Source organism: Halomonas urmiana (assembly GCF_005780185.1).
Taxonomy (GTDB): Bacteria; Pseudomonadota; Gammaproteobacteria; order Pseudomonadales; family Halomonadaceae; genus Halomonas; species Halomonas urmiana.
This window is the reverse complement of the sequence record NZ_VBUI01000007.1, coordinates 71,792-90,200: the sequence shown is the minus strand read 5'-3', so window position 1 is coordinate 90,200 and position 18,409 is coordinate 71,792. Positions and strand designations below refer to the sequence as shown.

Annotated in this window: 17 protein-coding genes and 1 pseudogene; 8 read left to right on the top strand and 10 right to left on the bottom strand. The window is 65.6% G+C overall.

Annotated elements, in window-relative coordinates; translation table 11 throughout:
- Positions 1-5: 5 nt before the first annotated feature.
- From FEI13_RS06155 to FEI13_RS06140, 4 genes are all read left to right on the top strand, one after another.
- Positions 6-1,379 carry an MFS transporter gene (locus FEI13_RS06155; protein WP_138180432.1) on the top strand — a complete coding sequence of 458 codons (1,374 nt, stop codon included), beginning with the start codon at positions 6-8 and terminating at the stop codon, positions 1,377-1,379.
- A gap of 764 nt (positions 1,380-2,143) precedes the next feature.
- Positions 2,144-2,752: a methyltransferase domain-containing protein gene (locus tag FEI13_RS06150; protein WP_204758366.1), complete on the top strand. Its 609-nt coding sequence runs from the start codon at positions 2,144-2,146 to the stop codon at positions 2,750-2,752.
- Between the two features lie 63 nt (positions 2,753-2,815).
- Complete coding sequence (locus FEI13_RS06145) at positions 2,816-3,298, top strand: hypothetical protein (protein WP_204758365.1); 483 nt, start codon at positions 2,816-2,818, stop codon at positions 3,296-3,298.
- A 37-nt stretch (positions 3,299-3,335) separates the two neighbouring features.
- The gene (locus FEI13_RS06140; RefSeq protein WP_138180430.1) at positions 3,336-3,581 is read left to right on the top strand and encodes a hypothetical protein; all 246 of its coding nucleotides are present in this window, start codon (positions 3,336-3,338) and stop codon (positions 3,579-3,581) included.
- On the opposite strand, the pseudogene FEI13_RS19715 reads toward FEI13_RS06140, so the two are convergent.
- From FEI13_RS19715 to mntR, 8 genes and pseudogenes are all read right to left on the bottom strand, one after another.
- Positions 3,469-3,822, bottom strand: a pseudogene (locus FEI13_RS19715) (DUF6064 family protein). The gene FEI13_RS06140 and the pseudogene FEI13_RS19715 overlap by 113 nt on opposite strands.
- 229 nt (positions 3,823-4,051) lie before the next feature.
- Positions 4,052-5,065 (bottom strand): nuclease-related domain-containing protein, encoded by a 1,014-nt coding sequence (locus tag FEI13_RS06135; RefSeq protein ID WP_138180428.1) that lies wholly within the window; start codon positions 5,063-5,065, stop codon positions 4,052-4,054.
- A gap of 521 nt (positions 5,066-5,586) precedes the next feature.
- On the bottom strand, positions 5,587-6,696 hold the full coding sequence (gene fic, locus FEI13_RS06130) for a protein adenylyltransferase Fic (RefSeq protein ID WP_138180426.1): 1,110 nt from the start codon (positions 6,694-6,696) through the stop codon (positions 5,587-5,589).
- A 433-nt stretch (positions 6,697-7,129) separates the two neighbouring features.
- Positions 7,130-8,269, bottom strand: coding sequence for a metal ABC transporter permease (locus tag FEI13_RS06125; protein ID WP_138180424.1), 1,140 nt, complete (start codon positions 8,267-8,269; stop codon positions 7,130-7,132).
- Positions 8,269-9,414 carry a metal ABC transporter permease gene (locus tag FEI13_RS06120; RefSeq protein ID WP_138180422.1) on the bottom strand — a complete coding sequence of 382 codons (1,146 nt, stop codon included), beginning with the start codon at positions 9,412-9,414 and terminating at the stop codon, positions 8,269-8,271. Before FEI13_RS06120 ends, FEI13_RS06125 begins: the two co-directional genes overlap by 1 nt.
- On the bottom strand, positions 9,411-10,211 hold the full coding sequence (locus FEI13_RS06115; RefSeq protein WP_138180419.1) for a metal ABC transporter ATP-binding protein: 801 nt from the start codon (positions 10,209-10,211) through the stop codon (positions 9,411-9,413). The genes FEI13_RS06120 and FEI13_RS06115 overlap by 4 nt, the downstream gene beginning before the upstream one ends.
- Positions 10,212-10,279: 68 nt before the next feature.
- On the bottom strand, positions 10,280-11,254 hold the full coding sequence (locus FEI13_RS06110; protein WP_240036450.1) for a metal ABC transporter solute-binding protein, Zn/Mn family: 975 nt from the start codon (positions 11,252-11,254) through the stop codon (positions 10,280-10,282).
- 184 nt (positions 11,255-11,438) lie between these two features.
- A complete protein-coding gene (mntR, locus tag FEI13_RS06105; RefSeq protein ID WP_138180417.1) occupies positions 11,439-11,885 on the bottom strand; it encodes a manganese-binding transcriptional regulator MntR in 447 nt (148 codons plus the stop codon).
- A gap of 379 nt (positions 11,886-12,264) precedes the next feature.
- Between mntR and FEI13_RS06100 the strand changes: the two genes are divergently transcribed.
- From FEI13_RS06100 to FEI13_RS19055, 4 genes are all read left to right on the top strand, one after another.
- A complete protein-coding gene (locus FEI13_RS06100) occupies positions 12,265-12,843 on the top strand; it encodes an antibiotic biosynthesis monooxygenase (RefSeq protein ID WP_193555719.1) in 579 nt (192 codons plus the stop codon).
- A 103-nt stretch (positions 12,844-12,946) separates the two neighbouring features.
- Positions 12,947-13,858 (top strand): homocysteine S-methyltransferase family protein, encoded by a 912-nt coding sequence (locus tag FEI13_RS06095; RefSeq protein WP_138180415.1) that lies wholly within the window; start codon positions 12,947-12,949, stop codon positions 13,856-13,858.
- Positions 13,859-13,929: 71 nt separating this feature from the next.
- Positions 13,930-15,084, top strand: a complete 1,155-nt coding sequence (gene argE, locus FEI13_RS06090) for an acetylornithine deacetylase (protein WP_138180413.1) — start codon at positions 13,930-13,932, stop codon at positions 15,082-15,084.
- 94 nt (positions 15,085-15,178) lie between these two features.
- Positions 15,179-15,340: a type 1 glutamine amidotransferase family protein gene (locus tag FEI13_RS19055; protein ID WP_158294518.1), complete on the top strand. Its 162-nt coding sequence runs from the start codon at positions 15,179-15,181 to the stop codon at positions 15,338-15,340.
- A gap of 71 nt (positions 15,341-15,411) precedes the next feature.
- On the opposite strand, the gene FEI13_RS06085 is transcribed toward FEI13_RS19055, so the two are convergent.
- Both FEI13_RS06085 and FEI13_RS06080 read right to left on the bottom strand, forming a co-directional pair.
- Positions 15,412-16,398 carry a DMT family transporter gene (locus tag FEI13_RS06085; RefSeq protein WP_138180411.1) on the bottom strand — a complete coding sequence of 329 codons (987 nt, stop codon included), beginning with the start codon at positions 16,396-16,398 and terminating at the stop codon, positions 15,412-15,414.
- A gap of 120 nt (positions 16,399-16,518) precedes the next feature.
- Entirely contained in the window at positions 16,519-18,222 is a 1,704-nt protein-coding gene (locus FEI13_RS06080; RefSeq protein ID WP_138180409.1) for a DEAD/DEAH box helicase, read from the bottom strand.
- Between the last annotated feature and the right edge of the window lie 187 nt (positions 18,223-18,409).

Sequence of the window (18,409 nt, the reverse complement as noted above, 5' to 3'; positions counted from 1 at the left end):
GCCCCATGCTCCAGGTGCTGAGCCACCGTCGTTACCGCCACTTGTTCCTGGCCCAGGTCACTGCCCTCGTCGGCACCGGTCTGACGACGGTCGCCCTGGCGCTGCTGGCCCATGACCTGGCGGCCGGACAGGCGGGGATCGTGCTGGGCACAGCACTCGCGATCAAGATGGTGGCCTATGTGGGCATCGCGCCGCTGGTCGGGGCCTACGCCTCGCGTCTGCCGCGCCGCACCTTGCTGGTCGGCCTGGACCTGCTGCGAGCGTCCGTGGTCTGTGCGTTGCCCTTCGTGACTGAGGTCTGGCAGATCTATGTGCTGATCTTCCTGCTCAATGCCGCCTCGGCGGGTTTCACCCCGGTCTTCCAGGCGACGATCCCGGATCTCCTCGATGACGAGGGGCAGTACTCCCGGGCGCTATCGCTGTCGCGGCTCGCCTATGACCTCGAGAACCTGCTCAGCCCCATGGCCGCAGCGGCGCTGTTGATGGTGATGAGCTTCGATGTGCTGTTCCTGCTCAACGGCCTGGCTTTCCTGGTCTCGGCCGGCCTGGTCGTCTCGGTGATCCTGCCATCGCCCCAGGACGCGGAAGACGAGGCTCCTAGCGTCTGGCGCCGGGTCTCCCACGGGATGGGGATCTACCTGAAGACACCCCGGCTGCGGGGGCTGCTGGCCCTGAACATGGTGGTCTCGACCGCCGGGGCCATGCAGATCGTCAACACCGTGGTCTATGTCCGCTCCGCCCTGGACCTGGGCGAGCAGGCGGTGGCCATGGCCTTTGCGGCGGTCGGCGGCGGCTCGATGCTGGTGGCCCTGCTGCTGCCGAAGGTACTGGAGCTCGTGCGCGAACGCCCGCTCATGCTCGCGGGCGGCGTCCTGATGACGCTGAGTCTCTACCTTGGCTTGTTCGCCCCGGGGTTCGTCGGCCTGATGGTGCTGTGGTTCTTGCTCGGCGCGGGCGCCTCGCTGGTCATGACGCCCACCGGACGCCTGCTCAAGCAATCGTGCCACCCCGAGGATCGCCCGGCGCTGTTCGCCGCCCAGTTTTCGCTGTCGCACGGCTGCTGGCTGGCGGCCTATCCGCTGGCCGGCTGGTTCGGGGCACGGGTGGGCCTGATCGAGACCTTCGCCCTGCTGGGGACGATCGCGCTGGTGTCGACGGCGCTCGCGATCCGTGTTTGGCCGTCACGAGACCCGATGGCGCTCGAGCATGACCATGAGGTCGTGGAGCACACCCACCGGCACTATCACGATGACCACCATCAGCATGAGCATGAAGGCTGGGAGGGACCGGAGCCCCACCGCCATCCCCATTACCATCCTGCCGGCCGGCATCGGCATGACTTCGTGATCGATCGCCACCACCTGATCTGGCCCCGGTGACCGCACCAGGGCCACCACCAAAAACGACGCGCCTCGCAGGGAACGAAACAATACTTCGAATGGAGAGGCGTATGACACAACTAAGATTCATGGCGGCATCACTGCTTGCCGCAACCACCCTGTCGGGCTGTGCCGTTTATGCGGATGGTTACGGTTACGGAACGGGCTATCCCGTGAATGAGCGAAGCTCAGGAGTGCCCAACGGTCACCTTCCGCCTCCCGGCGAATGTCGGATCTGGTATCCCGATCGCCCCGCGGGACAGCAGCCACCTCCCGGAGATTGTGCTGAATTTCGACATCATGTCCCACCTGGTGCGTGATTGATTCGGGGGTAACGTTGCACCGCACCGTTGGCCAAAAGTTTGCGTGATATTCATCTTTGGTACGTTTTTTCACATAAGAAAATTTACGGAATTTCTTTACGCAAAACCTGCCATCCAGGAAGTCTCCGTGTCATTTTCAGAAGACGACTTCACAGAACGTCAGAAGCCGAATGCACCACGGCAGCGGAGGGGGATCCATAAGGCAACGACGACTGTAGTACTAGAAGCAGCCGATCAGTGAGGTCCGATATGATGCAAAGCTTAGGGGTGCGAGCCTAGCGAGCATACCAGCGAGCGATCTGCTAAGTACTTGATCGTATATTTTCGCGCACCACTAGTGTACTGCCGAACCATTGACTGGTGAACTGGTGCGCAGTAACACAGTCAAGAACGGTCTAGGAGTAAATCACAGTCCGTTACCGAACAAAGGAGTTGGACCAAATGTTCCCTGCAACGGCTATGCCGGATCCTGGATGGTGGCACACTCTCTGGCCAAACCCGGAGGGCGTTATTCGATCTCTTGGCATAAGATCCAGCATGACTGTCGTGGACCTTTGCTGTGGAGACGGATACTTCACCGCACCTTTAGCCGCCTTCGTCAAGGGCAAGCTCTACGCCGTAGACCTTGATCGGGCTATGCTGGAAAAGGCGCAGGCCGAAGTCGAACACGTCGGTGCGAGCGTACGACAATGGATCTGTGCCGATGCACGCGACTTGGCGAAGCTAGTGCCGGAAGCCGTCGATTTCGTCATGATTGCTAACACGTTCCACGGCGTACCGGACAAAGCAGCCATGGCGCGCAGTGTAGCTGCCGCACTCACACCCGGTGGTCGTCTCGGGATTGTTAACTGGCACCAGCTCCCACTCGAGGAGACTGTCATTCTCGGACAGCCGCGTGGTCCCAAGACCGAGATGCGCATGTCGCCGGAGCAAGTTAAGAACATTGTGGAACCGGTGGGGTTTGAGTTGGAGAAGATCGTGCAATTCCCACCATTCCACTATGGCGCTGTTTTCCGCCGGAAAGAAGACAGCGATGAGCATATTACATAAGTTAGCATTCGATAATTCATCAATGTGACTTTATCTCAGCTGCATGATGAGAAGGAGAGAATGATGAGCGAAAAAGACGAAAAGGCGAAAGCCGAAGCCCAGGAACAAGATAGTGGTGGCAGCCCCATGGAAATGGGTATGGGCATGGCAAAGAAGATGATGGGCAAGGGTGGATCGAGTCCTATGGCCATGATGCAAAATATGATGGCGCAAATGGGTCAGGGGGAGCAAGGCGGCGCTCAGATGCCCCCGATGATGCAGATGTGCATGGGCATGTGTTCTGAGATGTTGACCACCATCAAGCGGACCACTGACATGGCGGCTTTCGCTACCCCTGAGCTGCACCAACTTTTTGCGGAGTGGCTGGAAACCTTGGAAGGTGAAGCGCTTCGACATCTGGAAGAGAGCGGGGAAACTGATGCAGCGGAGCTCGCAAAAGCGTTGAATATCGGCGAGAAGAGTGCCGCTTACCTCATTGCCCATATGGCCAGTATCGGTAAAGTACAGTCGAAAGTTTTGGCCTCCGAAAAGGGCCAAGAACAATAAATATTAAAGGAGAGGCGCAATGCCATATGGATGGAAAATGATGGCCCGCCAGTGGCTACCAGGCAGCTTCAGCGGGATTTATGCAGCGTTAGGCAGCGGCTCGCCTTTTCTGAACCTCACCGACGATGATGTAAGTGATGAGAAGCATCCAGGCTCCCAACAACGCGAAGTCAGTCACTACGCCAAGCAGCAGAGCTGCAGAGCTGCAGAGCTGCAGAGCTGCCAATCACCGTCCAAAGTAGAGGGATCACTACAAGCCTCCAAAGGGCTGGTGTCGACATGAAGAAGAGCCCGACCGTGAAGAGCGTGGTCGGACAAGGCACCCCAAACGTAGGGGTCTAAGGGTAGGGCTGAACGAGTGTCATGGCCAAGAGCGGGTAAGCCAAGGCGTACACGGCCAGTGAGACGCCAATCAAATGCCTTGCAGTACGCTTATAGACGTACCGAATCGGTTTGCGTTTGAGGCCAGCCCAACCAAGTAACAGCGCCTCGAAGAGGAAGATACCACCGAATAAGAGCGCCACCGAATTGATGGATGCGAAGTACCCAAGATGATAGGCAATACCAACCCAGGCAGAGTGCCATCGGGATGATCAGCCCAGAGGCCTTTGAGGCTCGAATGATCGCTTAGGTCGGTGTCCACCAATGCTGGGTAAGATCAGTACGTTGTAACCCACATTTCCTCAGCGGGCCTTGGCAAAGTGTAGCGGCCAGTGAATTTTCACACAGCCTCGGTCGATAGCTGTCATCCCCCTACTCCTGCCGAAAAACCAGAAACTGCTGCACACATTTCCGACAGCTGCCGGTGTACTCCGGGCCATCCTTGGACACGCGAACGCTCTTCCAGCCACAGGCGGGGCATGGCTGCTTCATCGAGGTGTTGGTGCTGCAGCGGCCGCACTTCACGTAGTAGCCGTACTGGCCGTACATGCCGGTGAGATGATGAACCTCTCCGCACTGCTTGCAGGTCACCAAGCTTTGGGTCTGCTCAGTAGGCTCGATTGGTGCTGAGGCTGCATCCGGCGCTGGGGTGGATGAATAGTGCGGCGCGGGCTCGGCAATGGGGGCGGCCGGTCCTGGCGTGGCGGGTGCGCTGGCGCTTCTGGCCGAGGCGGTGCTCACTTGGACGGTATGCTCGAGCAGGAAGCTGCCGATATTGTCGAGTTCCCCCGCGAAAAACCCGGCTCGTCCCTTGAGAAAGCCCACCTTCAAGTTGCCGACCAACTGCTTCACTTTGCTGGCCACGAACTCGGTTTTCACGACCCTGTTCGCTACGTCCTTCGGCATCTTGTCGCGATGCAGGATAGCGGTGCTGGAAATAGCGCACAGCGTGGTCCATTCGCGATGGGCCACTTGAGTCTGGATCCCCAGCAGCTTGCCGAGAAAATGTTCGACGTTATCGCTCAGCAGCGACTTAAGCAGGTCCAGTTGAAGCTCACCCTGGCAGATCGGCGACGGGATCCCCATCCAATTGCCCTGGTAACTGCGCGACCACTCGCCGGCGGCGTTGACCGTGACCTCGCCGACGATGCTCTTGGACTCGACGATGATGAACCCGTAGGGGTGGAGAATCAGGTGGTCGATCTGCGCCCACTCGCCGCGGTGTTCGAGGCGCAGGTCGTTGATGACGTGGATCTGCTTGTGCTCGCCGAACGCGCGGCGGAGCTGGAAAGCGACGTCCTGCTCCTGCTTGTGGCCGTAGAAGGCGCGCTCGTCGCCGCCCCGGCCCTCCCCGTTCGGGGAGGCATCCTTTTCCTTAAGGATCATCGTCTTATCCCTGCATATCGGCCCGATCAGCCGGCAATCGGTAGCATCTTGCAACTTTTCGTTACCGACCAGCCTGCCACCAAAGCGGCCTGGGGGCCAGCCATGCAAAGGTCGCGGGGGGAGCGGCGACGCTTATTTTAATTTACGAGCGAAATTAAAATAACGAACCTCGCTATTTTACTTTCGCTGAGAGGCGACGGCGCTGGCCGGAAGACGGCCCAGGCGCCTGCGGCGCCATTCGCGCTGCAAGCAGCGCTCCCACAAGGGCGGCATCATCCAGGCGCCTGCGGCGCTCATCGCGCTGCAAGAAGCGCTCCCACAAGGTTGGCTTTCGCGGGGTTATGCGACCGGCCTTGGCGGCGTCACGGCGAAGATGGTCACGCAGGACACGTCCTATGCGTCGGCGTAGATGGCAGCGATCCGCCGATCATCGCTCGTCAAGGGATGGAGCAGCATCAGCTGGTAGTAGTTGAGTCATTCAGCCATTGAAACAAACCGCGTTGCTATGTGAATGAGCAGCGTCATGATGCCGGGCAAGGCGCCACCTCGTTGCTGTCTTCGGTCATCAGGCGAACCAGCTTGGGATGCACGAACAGCTTTTCACGCCCGGCGCGGATCTCCTTGAGTACGCCGATCTCGCACAGCTGCTGCAGATAGCTGGAAGCGGTCTGCCGCTTGGCGATGTCGCGCTCCACCAGGTTGTTGATACGACAATAGGGCTGTTCGAAGATCACCTGCACCAGCTCGTGGCTGTAGACCCTGGGCAACTGCTGCTGGATATGGCGGGTCGTATCCTCGATGAGCGTGCGGGTCGCCGCAATCTTGTCGGTGGTCCAGCGAGCGGTAAACTCTACCGCCTTGAGCATGTAGAGCAACCACTCCTGCCACTGCCCTTCACGGGTCACGGCCAGCAGCAGGCGGTAGTAGTCGGGCTTGTGGAGCACGATATAGCGACTGAGATAGAGAATCGGCAGTGATATCAGTCGCTGCTCGATCAGGTAGAGGATGTTCAACACCCTGCCCGTGCGCCCGTTCCCGTCGGTGAAGGGGTGGATCGCCTCGAACTGGTAATGGGCCACGGCCATCTTGATCAGGGGATCGACACCATCCTCTTCGTGGAGGTAGTGCTCCCAGTTCGCCAGCAGCTCACGCAGCGCGTCCTCCCCCATTGGCGGGGTATAGATCACCTCGCCGGAAGCCTGATTGACCAGGGTGGTGCCGGGAACCCGGCGAATCTCCATATCGACGCCCTTGATGGTGCTGCAGATCTCCACCGCCGTATTGGTGCACAGAGGCCGCCTGGCCAGCTCACGATAGCCCTGGCTCAGCGCCGTGCGATAACGCAGCGCCTCCTTGGTGGCGGGATCGGCGTGGGTGCTTTCCTGGGCGAACTGAAAGAGCCTGTCGGTGGTGGTGACGATGTTCTCGATCTCGGAACTGTCACGAGCTTCCAGAAGAGGCAGCAGGTTGATGAGCAGGCCCTGGTTGGGCAGCAGCTCACCCGCCTGCTTCAGCTCCGCCAACGCGGCTCGAGCCGGAATGCAGGCCTTGAGCACAGCCGACGTCTCGAGCTCTTCGGCGGGCGGCAACGGCGGCAAACCGTTATGGGGATGATCGGGGCGCCAGCTCATGTTCATGTTTTCCAAAAAAATCGACATGTCGTCAGCTTATGTCGATGGCATGAACACTTCCAGCTGATGTGTCGAAGGAAATGGAATTTCTAAACATGTCTGATCGACATGCTTGCCGCATCGACACATCCATGTGACGTGTCGATAAAAACGCATTCTGCAAACATGTCGAAGCGAGCTGGCAATGACATCCTCCTCTTCAGGCGCCTGCGGCGCCATTCGCGCTGCGAGCAGCGCTCCTACAGGTAACGGTGTCGCCGCCCGGAGGCTGTGGACGCTGGGCATGCAAAGCGCTGGGCCGGGGTCGCTGATGCCGGCGCTGCGCGCCGGTTCGCGGTGCAAGCACCGCTCCCACAAGGGCGGGCATCATCCAGGCGCCTGCGGCGCCCTTTGCGCTGCCAGCAGCGCTCCCACAAGGGTGGCTTTCGCAGCCTTATGCGGCCGAGCGGCCGCTGGGGTCGAGGATCTCCCGGGCCATCTCGCGCCCCTGGGGGGTAAGACGCAGGGCCTCGCCTTCGCGCACGATCAGCCGCTGGTCGCTGCCGCGCTGCACCACCCGGCCGGCCTTGGCGGCGTCCCAGCGCAGGTGGTCGCGCAGGGCGCGGATGACGTTCTCCTCGCCCTGCTCCGGCTCCCCTTCGTGGTTATAGAGGTGCACGGCGAGGGTGCGGATCTCGTTGTGGCGGCGCTGGCCGCGGCGGCGCAGCAGCTGGGCGACGAGGCCGTAGCGCGGCCCGGCGAGGAAGGCCAGCATCAGGAAGACGCCGGTCATCACCGCCATCATGCCGCCGATCGAGACGTCCCAGACCACCGCCAGGGCGTAGCCGCTGACGCTGGAGGCGATGGAGACCGCGATGCCGTAGAGGAACATCAGCCACAGCCGGTCGGTGAGCAGGTAGGCCGTCGAGGGCGGCACGATCACGAAGGCCACGAAGAGCACCGCCCCCACCGCGTCGAAGGCCGCCACGGCGGTGCCGCTGGTCAGCAGCAGCAGGCCGTAGAAGAGCAGGCCCGGCGCCAGCCCCAGCGCCCGGGCCAGCGCTTCGTCGAAGGTGGCGAGCTTCAACTCCTTGAAGAACAGCACCACGAAGGCGGCGTTGAGCAGCGTCATGGCGCCCATCGAGAGCAGCGAGCGCGGCACCCGGTAGTCGCCGAGGGTCACGGTATCGAGCCACACGAAGCCGATCTCGCCGAGCAGCACGGTGTGGGTGTCGATGTGCACGTCCCGGGCGTAGAGGTTGAGCAGCAGCACGCCGATCGAGAACAGCACCGGGAAAACCAGGCCGATGGCGGCATCCTTCTTGACCCGCCGGGTGCTGACCAAAAGCTCGGTGAGAAACACCGTGAGCACGCCGGCCAGGGCGGCGCCGAGGATCTGCACCGGGCCGCTCTGCTGGTGGGTCAGCAGCCAGACGATGACGATGCCGAAGACGATGGAGTGGCCGATGGCATCAGACAGCATGCTGGTGCCGCGCAGCACCAGGAAGGTGCCCACCAGAGTGGAGGCGATGCCCACCAGGGCGCCCACCAGCATGATCTGCAGGGCCACGTTGTCGAGCAGGGCGGTGAGCATCAGGCGTTCTCCCTGCCAAGCGATGCCAGCACCCGCTCGGCCTCGGCGATGCCTGCCGGGGTCAGCACCCAGCGCCGGGGCGGCCCCGGCTCACCGGGCGGCGTGGCGCGCCATTCGGTCAGGCCGCGGCGCTCGAGCTGGCTAAGCACCGCACGGGTGCGCAGGCCGTGGTAGGTGTCGAGCATGCCCTGCTCCGAGCGGTAGACCGGGTCGTCGTGATGCACGGCGAGCCGGTAGAGGGTAGTCAGCACCTGCTGGTAGCGCAGCCGACGCCGCGCGCGCACCCGGCGCACCGCCTCCCACAGGAAGCCGCGCTCCGGCGCCAGGGTCATCGACACCAGCACCACGCTGGAAACGCTCAAGATGATCAGCGGCCCGGTAGCGAGCCCTCGGGAGAGGGCGCTTAACAGCGCGCCGAAGATCCCGCCGGCCACGCCGATCAGCGCGGCGAGCAGCACCATGTCCTCGAGGCGGCGGCTCCACTGGCGGGCGGCCACCGCCGGGGCGATGATCATCGCCGCCATCAGCACCACCCCGACCATCTGCAGCCCGACCACTACGGCCAGCGCCACCATCACCGTGAGCAGCACCTCCAGCCAGGCCACCGGCATGCCCAGGGAGGTGGCGAACTCGGGGTCGAAGGAGACCAGCTTGAACTCCTTCCACAGCGCCGCGACCAGCAGCAGGGCCACGGCGGTGATGCCGCCCATGATCCACAGGTCGGAGCGCAGGGTCGCCGCCGCCTGGCCGAACAGGAAGGCGTCGAGCCCACCCTGGGAGGCGTTGTTCATGCCCTGGATATGGGTCAGCAGCACCACCCCCATGGCGAAGAAGACGCTCAGGGTGATGCCGAGGCCGGCGTCGGTCTTGAGCCGGCTCATGCGGGTCAGCAGCAGCATCACCAGGGCGGCCAGCGCGCCGGTGGCCAGCGCCCCGAGCAGGATGCTGCCGATCTCCCGGGTGCCGGCGATGATGAAGCCCAGACAGACCCCGGGCAGCGCCGCATGGGACATGGTGTCGCCGAGCAGGCTTTGCTGACGCAGCACCGCGAAGGTGCCCAGCACGCCGCTGACCAGGCCCAACAGGGCCGCGCCGGCGACGACGTTCTGGATGGTGTAGTCGGTGAGCAGCTCGACGAGGGTCATTCGGCCTGCTCCGCGGGCTCGGCGGTGTCCTCGCGGGACAGGAAGGTGCCCTGGTCGAGCAGGGCGATCTGGCCACCGTAGGCCTGGCGCAGGTGCTCGGCGGTGTAGATCTCGGCGACCGGCCCCTGGGCGATGACCCGCACGTTGAGGATCAGCAGCCAGTCGAAGTAGCTGCGCACCGTCTGCAGGTCGTGGTGGACCACGATCACCGTCTTGCCCTCGTCGCGCAGGCGGCGAAGGATGTCGACGATGGCCCGTTCGGTGGTGGCATCGACCCCGGCCATGGGCTCGTCGAGGAAGTAGACGTCGGCCTTCTGCACCAGCGCCCGGGCCAGGAACACCCGCTGCTGCTGGCCGCCGGAGAGCTGGCTGATCTGGCGCCTGGCGAAGTCGGCCATGCCGACCAGCTCCAGCGCCGCCATCGCCTCGTCGCGCTCGCGCCGCCCGGGACGGCGCAGCCAGCCCAGCCGTCCGTAGAGTCCCATGGTGACGACGTCGAGGGCAGTAGTGGGGAAATCCCAGTCGACGCTGGAGCGCTGCGGCACGTAGCCGACCCGGCGGCGCTGCGCCTTGTAGGGGCGGCCGTGCAGGGTGACGTGCCCCGCCACCGTGGGCACCAGCCCCAGCACGCTCTTGATCAGGGTGCTCTTGCCGGCGCCGTTGGGGCCGACGATGGCGGCCATCACGCCGGGCGGCACGTCGAAGTCGATGTCCCACAGCACCGGCTTGCTGTGGTAGCTGACGGTCAGGTCCTCGACGTGCAGGGCCAGATCCGGTTCGTGTAGCGTCGTCGACATGGGGCTCTCCCGCGGGATGGCGGCTCTAGGGTGGCGGTCAGGACGAGGGGCTCGTCGGCAGCAGGCGATCAGCTGGCAGGGACCTCCCAGCGTTCGGCCCAGGCCTCGAGGGGCGCGGGCAGCGGGGCCAGCTCGCCGCCAAGCGCCTCGACGATGTGCCGAGTGTTGGCGTGGAGCATGCCGATGTAGGTGCCGCCGGCGGTGCCCGCCTCGCCCATGGCATCGGAGTAGAGCTGGCCGCCGATCTCCACCGCGTGGCCCTTCTCACGGGCGGCATCGATCACCGCCTGGACGGTGCGCGGGTTGATGGTGCTCTCGATGAACACGGCGGGCACATCGCGCTCGATCACCACCTGGGTCATGCGGCGGATGTCCGCCACCCCGGTCTCGGTCTCGGTGCTGATGCCCTGGATGCCGGCGACCTCGATGTCGTAGGCGCGGCCGTAGTAGTTGAAGGCGTCGTGGGCGGTGACCAGGATGCGCTGCTCCTCGGGAATCGTCGCGATGCTCGCCTCGATCCAGCCGTGCAGCGCCTCGAGCTGGGAGTTATAGGCCTCGGCGTTGGCGCGGATGTCAGCCTCGCAGTCGGGGCGTGCCTCGACGAAGGCATCGACGAGGGTGGGAATGATCCGCGACCACAGCGAGACGTCCATCCACAGGTGCGGATCGATGCCGTAGACGTCCTGCACGGTGATCAGGCTTGCCGTGTCGATGGAGGATGGCGCCACCGCCACCGTGGGCGTGATCTCGGCGAAGCGCGACAGCACCTCGCCGAGCTGGCCCTCCAGGGAGTAGCCGGAGTAGAAGATCTGCTCGGCCTGCTGCAGGGTCGCCACGTCCCGGGCGCTCGCCTGGTAGAGGTGGGGATCGACCCCGGGCCCCATGATCGCCGAGACGTCGGCGCACTCACCGCCCACTTCGCTGGCCACGTCGGCGATCATGCCGATGGTGGTCACGGTGGTCACCGGCGGCTCCGCCGCCATCGTCTGGCCGCCCAGCGCCAGCGGCACCAGCATGCCCAGCGTTACCTTCCAGCGTTTCATATGCCCTTCCTCATGAATGTGACCACAATGCTAATCAATATAGCCTTTGCTATACGACAGGTGAAAGCTTGCCATGTCTCGACTGCCCTGACATCCCCGGCGGCGTCCATTGTACGCCCCCAGCGGTGTCGCCTCGCCGGTCGGCACGGTAGGGAAGCGCGCATCGACGCCGCCCGTCAGCGACTCAGCCGTCGCCGAGAAAGCGCTCGAAGGCCGCCAGGGTCTCGCTACTGACGTGGTGCTCGATGCCCTCGGCATCGAGGCGAGCGGTCTCGGCGCTGACCCCCAGCTTGCGCAGGCAGGCCTCGACGAGGCGGTGTCGCCGCCGGCTCTCGGCGGCAAGGCGCTCTCCCGCCTCGGTCATGAAGATCCCCCGGTAGGGTCGCTTGACGATCAGCCCCTCCTCGTCGAGACGCTTGAGCATCTTGGCCACGGTGGGCTGGGCGACGCCGAGGCGACGCGCGATATCGATCTGCCTGGCCTCGCCGCTATCGGCGATCAGGTCCGAAATCAGCTCGACGTAGTCTTCCGCCAACTCGGTGCGCCGCGCATCGCGCGCCTTGCGAAAGCCCTGCACGTGGCTATCCGGCTCGATGAGTCGCTCATGGCGGGGCTGAAGCGCTGATGTCATCGGATCCTGACCTGAATGGATAGAAAGCTGGAAGGATAAGAGTGGGGCTTGGCCCCATGATGCATTGCGGCACCGAGATTGCAATTTTGGTGGCGCGCCGGAGCGCGTCGCCCGAATCGAGCAGCGGCGCTTTTGAAGGCGCGCACGCACTGCCGGCGGGTGCCCCGGCTCGCCCGCCCGAGACGCAGAACGCGCTCGGCTCACCATGCGCGGCCATTCAAGCAGAGCAAAACACTGCTTCGATACCTGTCATGCAGGCCGTATCACTATGATATGACCGAACCCTGGTATACTTATTGCCTATTACATCATGAGGGCCTACCCGGCCCGAGTGATCACGGCGCCCTAGCCGGGCACCGAACGAACGAGGAGAACCACGATGTCATCCGATCCGGTTACCCTGATGGTGGCGCGCCGCGTGGCCCGCGGCCGCTACCAGGACTTCAGCGCCTGGCTCGAGGAAGGCCGCGAGCTCGCCTGCGACTTCGCCGGCTACCTGGGCTCCGGCGTGCTGGCCCCGCCGCCCGGCGAGGACGAGTATCAGATCATCTTCCGCTTCCGCGACGCCGCCACCCTGGCCGCCTGGGAGCACTCCGCCTCGCGCCGTGCCTGGCTGGCCCGCGGCGAGGGGCTCTTCGAGGCGCCCCATGAGCACCGTGCCAGCGGCCTGGAGGGCTGGTTCCAGGAGGCCACCGGCCAGGCGCCGCCACGCTGGAAGCAGGCGATCGCCATCTGGCTGGCCTTCTTCCCGGTCTCGCTGGTGTTCCAGGCGCTGTTCGGCGAGGGGCTCGCGCCCCTGCCGCTGTTGCCGCGGGTGCTGATCGGCACCCTGATGCTCACCCCAGTGATGGTGTTCGTGTTCATCCCCCTCTCCATGCGCCTGCTGGGGCCGTGGCTGCGCGGCGAGCTCACCCCCTTGGCGCTTTTCCGCCGCCGCCTGCACCAGCGCAGGGCATGACGCCTCCGTGGCTCCTTGAGCGGCTCGTCGTTAACGGCTAGGGTCCACTTGCCGACCCAAGACGGGCGCGGCCATGGCCATTCCAAAGAGGGACAGTGACCCGATGAGCTCTAAAGAACACCGCATAGTGCTGCTGGACGGGGGCATGGGACAGGAGCTCAAGCGACGCAGCGACCGCCCCGCCACGCCGCTGTGGTCCGCGCAGGTCATGCTGGACGAACCGCAGCTGGTCACCGCGGTGCACCGCGACTTCATCGACGCCGGCGCCCGGATCATCACCACCAACAACTACAGCGCGACACCCCAGCGCCTGGCGCGCGACGGCGATCCCGCCATGTTCGTGCCACTGCAGGCCGCGGCGCTGAATGCCGCTCGCCAGGCCCGTGAGGAAAGCAGCCAGGCGGTGCGCATCGCCGGCTGCCTGCCCCCGCTGGTCGCGAGCTACCACCATGAGGTGGTGCCGGACGACGCCATCTGCCTGCGCGACTATCGTCGCCTGGTCCAGGTCCAGGCCGAGGGGGTCGACCTCTTTCTCTGCGAGACCATGACGCTGGCCCGCGAGGCGCTGGCCGCGACCCGTGCGGCGGTGGAGCACGGCATTCCGGTGTGGGTCGCCTTCACGGTGGACGACAGCGACGGCACGCGCCTGCGTTCCGGCGAGCCGCTGGCCGAGGCCGCCCGGGCGGTGGTGGCGGCCGGCGCCGAGGCGGTGCTGGTCAACTGCTCGGTGCCCGAGGCGGTCACCACCGCCATGTCGACGCTGGCCGATCTCGGCATGCCGTTCGGCGGCTACGCCAACGGCTTCACGGCGGCGGCGGATCTCGCGCCCGGCGGCACGGTGGAGGCGCTGGAGACGCGCGAGGACCTTGATCCCGCGGGCTATGCCGAGCACGCCTGCCGCTGGGTCGAGCAGGGCGCGACCATCGTCGGCGGCTGCTGCGAGGTCAGCCCGGCGCATATTGCCGCCCTGACCGAGCGCCTGACCGCCGAGGGCTATCGCCTGGTCTCCGCCTAAGGGCGAGAGGCCGAACTGACCCGGGCCGGCCGTGATAGGCTCGGTGCCACTATCACTGTGAGGAGCGCACCATGACCGCCGCCCAGCTACTCGACCGTCTGGTGGGCTTTGCCACCGTCTCCCGGGACTCGAACCTGGACCTGATCGCCTTCGTGGAGGGCTATCTGGACGAGCACGGCGTGGAGTACTGGCGCGTCGAGAGCGACGATGGTCGCAAGGCCAACCTGCTGGCGCGCATCGGGCCGGCCGTGGCGGGCGGCGTGGTGCTCTCCGGCCATACCGACGTGGTGCCGGTGGACGGCCAGCCGTGGTCCACCGACCCGTTCACGCTGGTCGACAAGGGTGACGGCCGCCTCTACGGCCGCGGCACCTGCGACATGAAGGGCTTCATCGCCTGTGCGCTGGCCGAGGTGCCGCGCTGGACTTCCCTGGAGCTCGCGACGCCGATCTGGCTGGCCCTCTCCTACGACGAGGAGGTGGGCTGCATCGGCGCCCCGCGCATGATCGAGACGCTGCTCGCCGATTATCCCCGTCCGGCGGCGGTGATCGTCGGCGAACCGACGATGATGCACCCGGTGGTGGCCCACAAGGGCGCCACCAACCTGCGCACCACCGTCACCGGCCGTGCCTCCCACTCCAGCCAGGTCAACCAGGGGGTCTCGGCGATCCACGTGGCCGCGCGCCTGGTGACCCGCATCGAGGACGTGATGGCCGAGCTCCAGGCCGAGGGCCGTGTCGACGAGGCCTTCAACGTCGTGCACTCGAGCCTGCACGTGGGCAAGATCCAGGGCGGCACGGCAATCAACATCATGGCCCGGGAGTGCGCCTTCGAGTGGGAGATCCGCCACCTGCCGAGCGACCGCTTCGAGGACCTGCTGGGCCGCGTGAACGCCACCGCCGCCGAGCTCGAGGCCGAGATGCGAAAGCGCGCGCCGGAGGCCGGCATCGTCACCGAGGCGCTCAACACCACGGTGCCGGCGCTAGCCGACGACAACAACGCCGAGGTGCTCGCCCTGTGCCGCGTGCTGCTCGACGAGCGCCCCGCCGGCGCCGTGGCCTACGCCACCGAGGCCGGCCAGTTCCAGCGCCAGGGGCTGCCCACGGTAATCTGCGGCCCGGGCAGCATCGGCCAGGCTCACCAGCCCGACGAGTACATCGACATCGAGCAGCTCGAGGCGGGCGCGCACTTCATGGCGGCACTGGGCGAGCGGCTACAACGAAAGTAGAATGCCGACTCCCACGCCATGGTCAGCGACGGTGAACCCTGGAGCGAGTTGCTCAAACCCTGGGCTCGTCAAGGCCCGTGACCGTGGCGCCGCCATGCTGAGCGTCTGCTACGGCCATCAGCTGATGGCGGCGGCCTTCGACGGCACGAGCGGCTACCCTCTGGGCGGCCGCGAGGTCGGCGGCCTGCTGGCCCGCTTCGCCGAGCAGCTCGTGCACGCGCCCAGCATCGCCCGAGCTCTTGAGACAAGCCCCTAAGATGAGCCCCGAATACAAGAGCGCCCCCGCACCACAGGGTGCGGGGGCGCTTTCATGCCATGACAGCCGTCCTAGCGGCGTGACGCCTCGGCGACCTCGCCAACCTTGCCGACCGGCACCTCGTCCTCGACGGTCTGCTGCTGGATGCGCCCGACATCCGGCGCCCCTTCGGCCGCCTTGCGGCGCTGGCGACGCAGGTCGCGCAGGGAGCTGATCGACATCGCGGCGACGATCATGCCGCCACCGATCAGCGCCAGCCGGGTCGGCACCTCGCCGACCCACCACCACACCAGCAGCGAGCCGAGCAGGGTCTCCAGCAGCATCACCAGGCTGACCTCGGCGCCCGGCAGGTAGCGGGCGCCGGTCTGGATCAGGAAGTAGGCCGCCGGCAGGAACAGCGCCATGATCGCCAGCAGCGGCACGTCCTCGGCCGGCGGCAGCATCATGCCACCGAACAGGGCGGCCGGCAGCAGCATCGCCAAGCAGCCCAGTGGCAGGATCACCGTGGTGTCGATGCCGCGACGCCGCTCGCCCTTCTGGGCGCTGGCCACCGTGGTATTGATGGCGATAGAGAGCGGCACGAACATCGCCACGCCGAGCCCCAGCAGGCTGCCCTGCCCCACCTCGCCGGCTGCCATCAGGCTGGCCCCGCCGACGCAGATGGCGATCACCACCCAGGTCTGGCGACGCAGGCGCTGCCGGAAGAACACCAGACCGATCAGCCCAGCCACCAGGGGCGCCAGGTTCATCATCACCAGCACGTTGCCGGCCGAGGTGGCGCGGTTGGCGATGACGAAGGCCCAGCCGCTGGCGGCGAAGGCCAGCGGACACCACCAGGCGGCGGGCCCGCAGGCACGGATCGCCTCGGGCAGACGATGGCCATAGCGCGCAAGGGCGATCATCAACAGCACGATGCCCAGCAGCAGGCCGCGCCAGAACATGAAAGTGACCGGCGACACGTCGGTCCCCTTGACCAGCAGGGCATCCGGCGAGAGCAGTAGCACCCCGGTCATGGTGATCAGGTAGCCCCGCAGCCGAAACGGCAAGCGCTTCCACATGCTCGTGTCATTCCTCTTTCGATGTCATCAACGACAAGCAGGCCGGGGGGATCCCCGGCCTGCCATGGTCACTGACGCCGACCGTCCGGGTGCTCCCCCGGGCGGCGACGTTGGCGGGGCTCAGGCCCGTTCGCGACGCTTCACCGGACCCTCGTCGTCACGACGACGACGCGGTGCACGCTCGGGTGCGCCCTTGTCTTCGCTGATCTCCAACGGACGACCGGCGACGCGAGCCCGGGCCATCTTGGTCAGGATGCTCTCCGGCAGTGAGGTCGGCAGCTCGACCACCGAGAAGGCGGTGCGGATGTCGATACGGCCGATCCGGTTGCCCTCGATGCCGCCTTCGTTGGCGAGTGCCCCGACCAGCTGACCCGGCTTGACGCCGTCCTGGTGGCCGACGGCGACGCGATAGCGGGTCATGCCCTCGCGCGGCGCGCTGTCGCGACGCTTCGGCTTGGCATCACGCGCGTTGCTGTCGTTGTTGCGCTCGGCGCGGGGCGCCTGCAGGCGACCAATGGGCGGCTCGTCGGCACGCGCCATGCGGGAGAAGGCGCAGGCCAGCTCGATGGGGTCGTGCCCCTCTTCGACCAGGCGCTCGATCAGCGCACGCTGCTCGTCGGCACCGGCGGTCAGGGCGGCGACCACGCGCTGGTGGAACATCTCGTCGCGATGGGCGCGAATGGCGACCTCGTCGGGCACCGCCATCTCGCTCATCTTCTGGCCGGTGGCCTGTTCGAGCCAGCCCACCTTGCGGCCTTCGCGGAAGCCGACGAAGGTGATCGCGATCCCGGTACGGCCGGCGCGGCCGGTACGCCCGATGCGGTGGGTATAGGCCTCGCCGTCCTGCGGCAGGTCGTAGTTGATGATGTGGGTGATGCGCGGCACGTCGAGGCCACGGGCGGCCACGTCGGTGGCGATCAGCACGTCGACCTTGCCGCGCTTGAGGCGCTGGATGGTGCGCTCGCGCAGGCTCTGGTCCAGATCACCCGACAGGCTGGCGACGCTCATGCCACGAGCGGAGAGCTGCTCCATCAGGGTGGTACAGGCGGCTCGGGTACGCACGAAGACGATGGCGCCATCGACGGGCTCGACCTCGAGGATGCGTGCCAGCGCCTCCTGCTTGGCACCGCCGTCGACCCGCACCATGCGCTGCTCGATGCTGGCCGCGGTGCCGGTCTTGGACTCGATGGCCACCTTGACCGGATCCACCAGGTAGCGATTGACGATGCGCTCGATCTCGGCCGGCAGGGTGGCGGAGAAGAAGACCCGCTGGGCATTCTTCGGGGTATCCGCGACCACGCGCTTGACGTCGTCGATGAAGCCCATGCGCAGCATCTCGTCGGCCTCGTCGAGCACCAGGGCGCTCAGACCGTCGAGCTTGAGGCTGCCACGATCCAGGTGATCGATGATGCGGCCGGGGGTGCCCACCACCACCTGGGCGCCACGACGCAGCGCGGAGAGCTGCTCACGGTATTCCTGGCCACCACACAGGGTGGCGACTTCCAGGCCCTTGAGGTTCTGTCCGTACTTGCTGAAGGACACGGCCACCTGCTGGGCCAGCTCACGGGTCGGCGCCATCACCAGCACCTGGGGCTCACGGCGCGTCAGCTCGAGGCGGGACAGCAGCGGCAGGGCGAAGGCAGCGGTCTTGCCGGTGCCGGTCTGGGCCTGGCCCAGCATGTCGCGGCCTTCCAGCAGCGCGGGAATGGTCTGCGCCTGGATCGGCGACGGGGTCGTATAACCCTGGGATTCGACAGCAGAAAGAACGGCAGGCAGCAGGGCCAGTTCGCCGAAGCTCGGCGAGACGACAGAAGTCGAGGTCATGAATCACACCTTAATAGGCCGGCATCGCCGGCAAGTAACATCGGTGGCGCCCCTGACGCGGTAAAGCCATCAAGGCACCCTGCCGACCGTCGGCCCGAAGGCGGCGGAGCAGAGCGTAAATCGGAGTCGGGGACGCCGGTCGCACCTGGCATTCGGCCCATGCCATCGCAGTCGATGGCCGCATGAG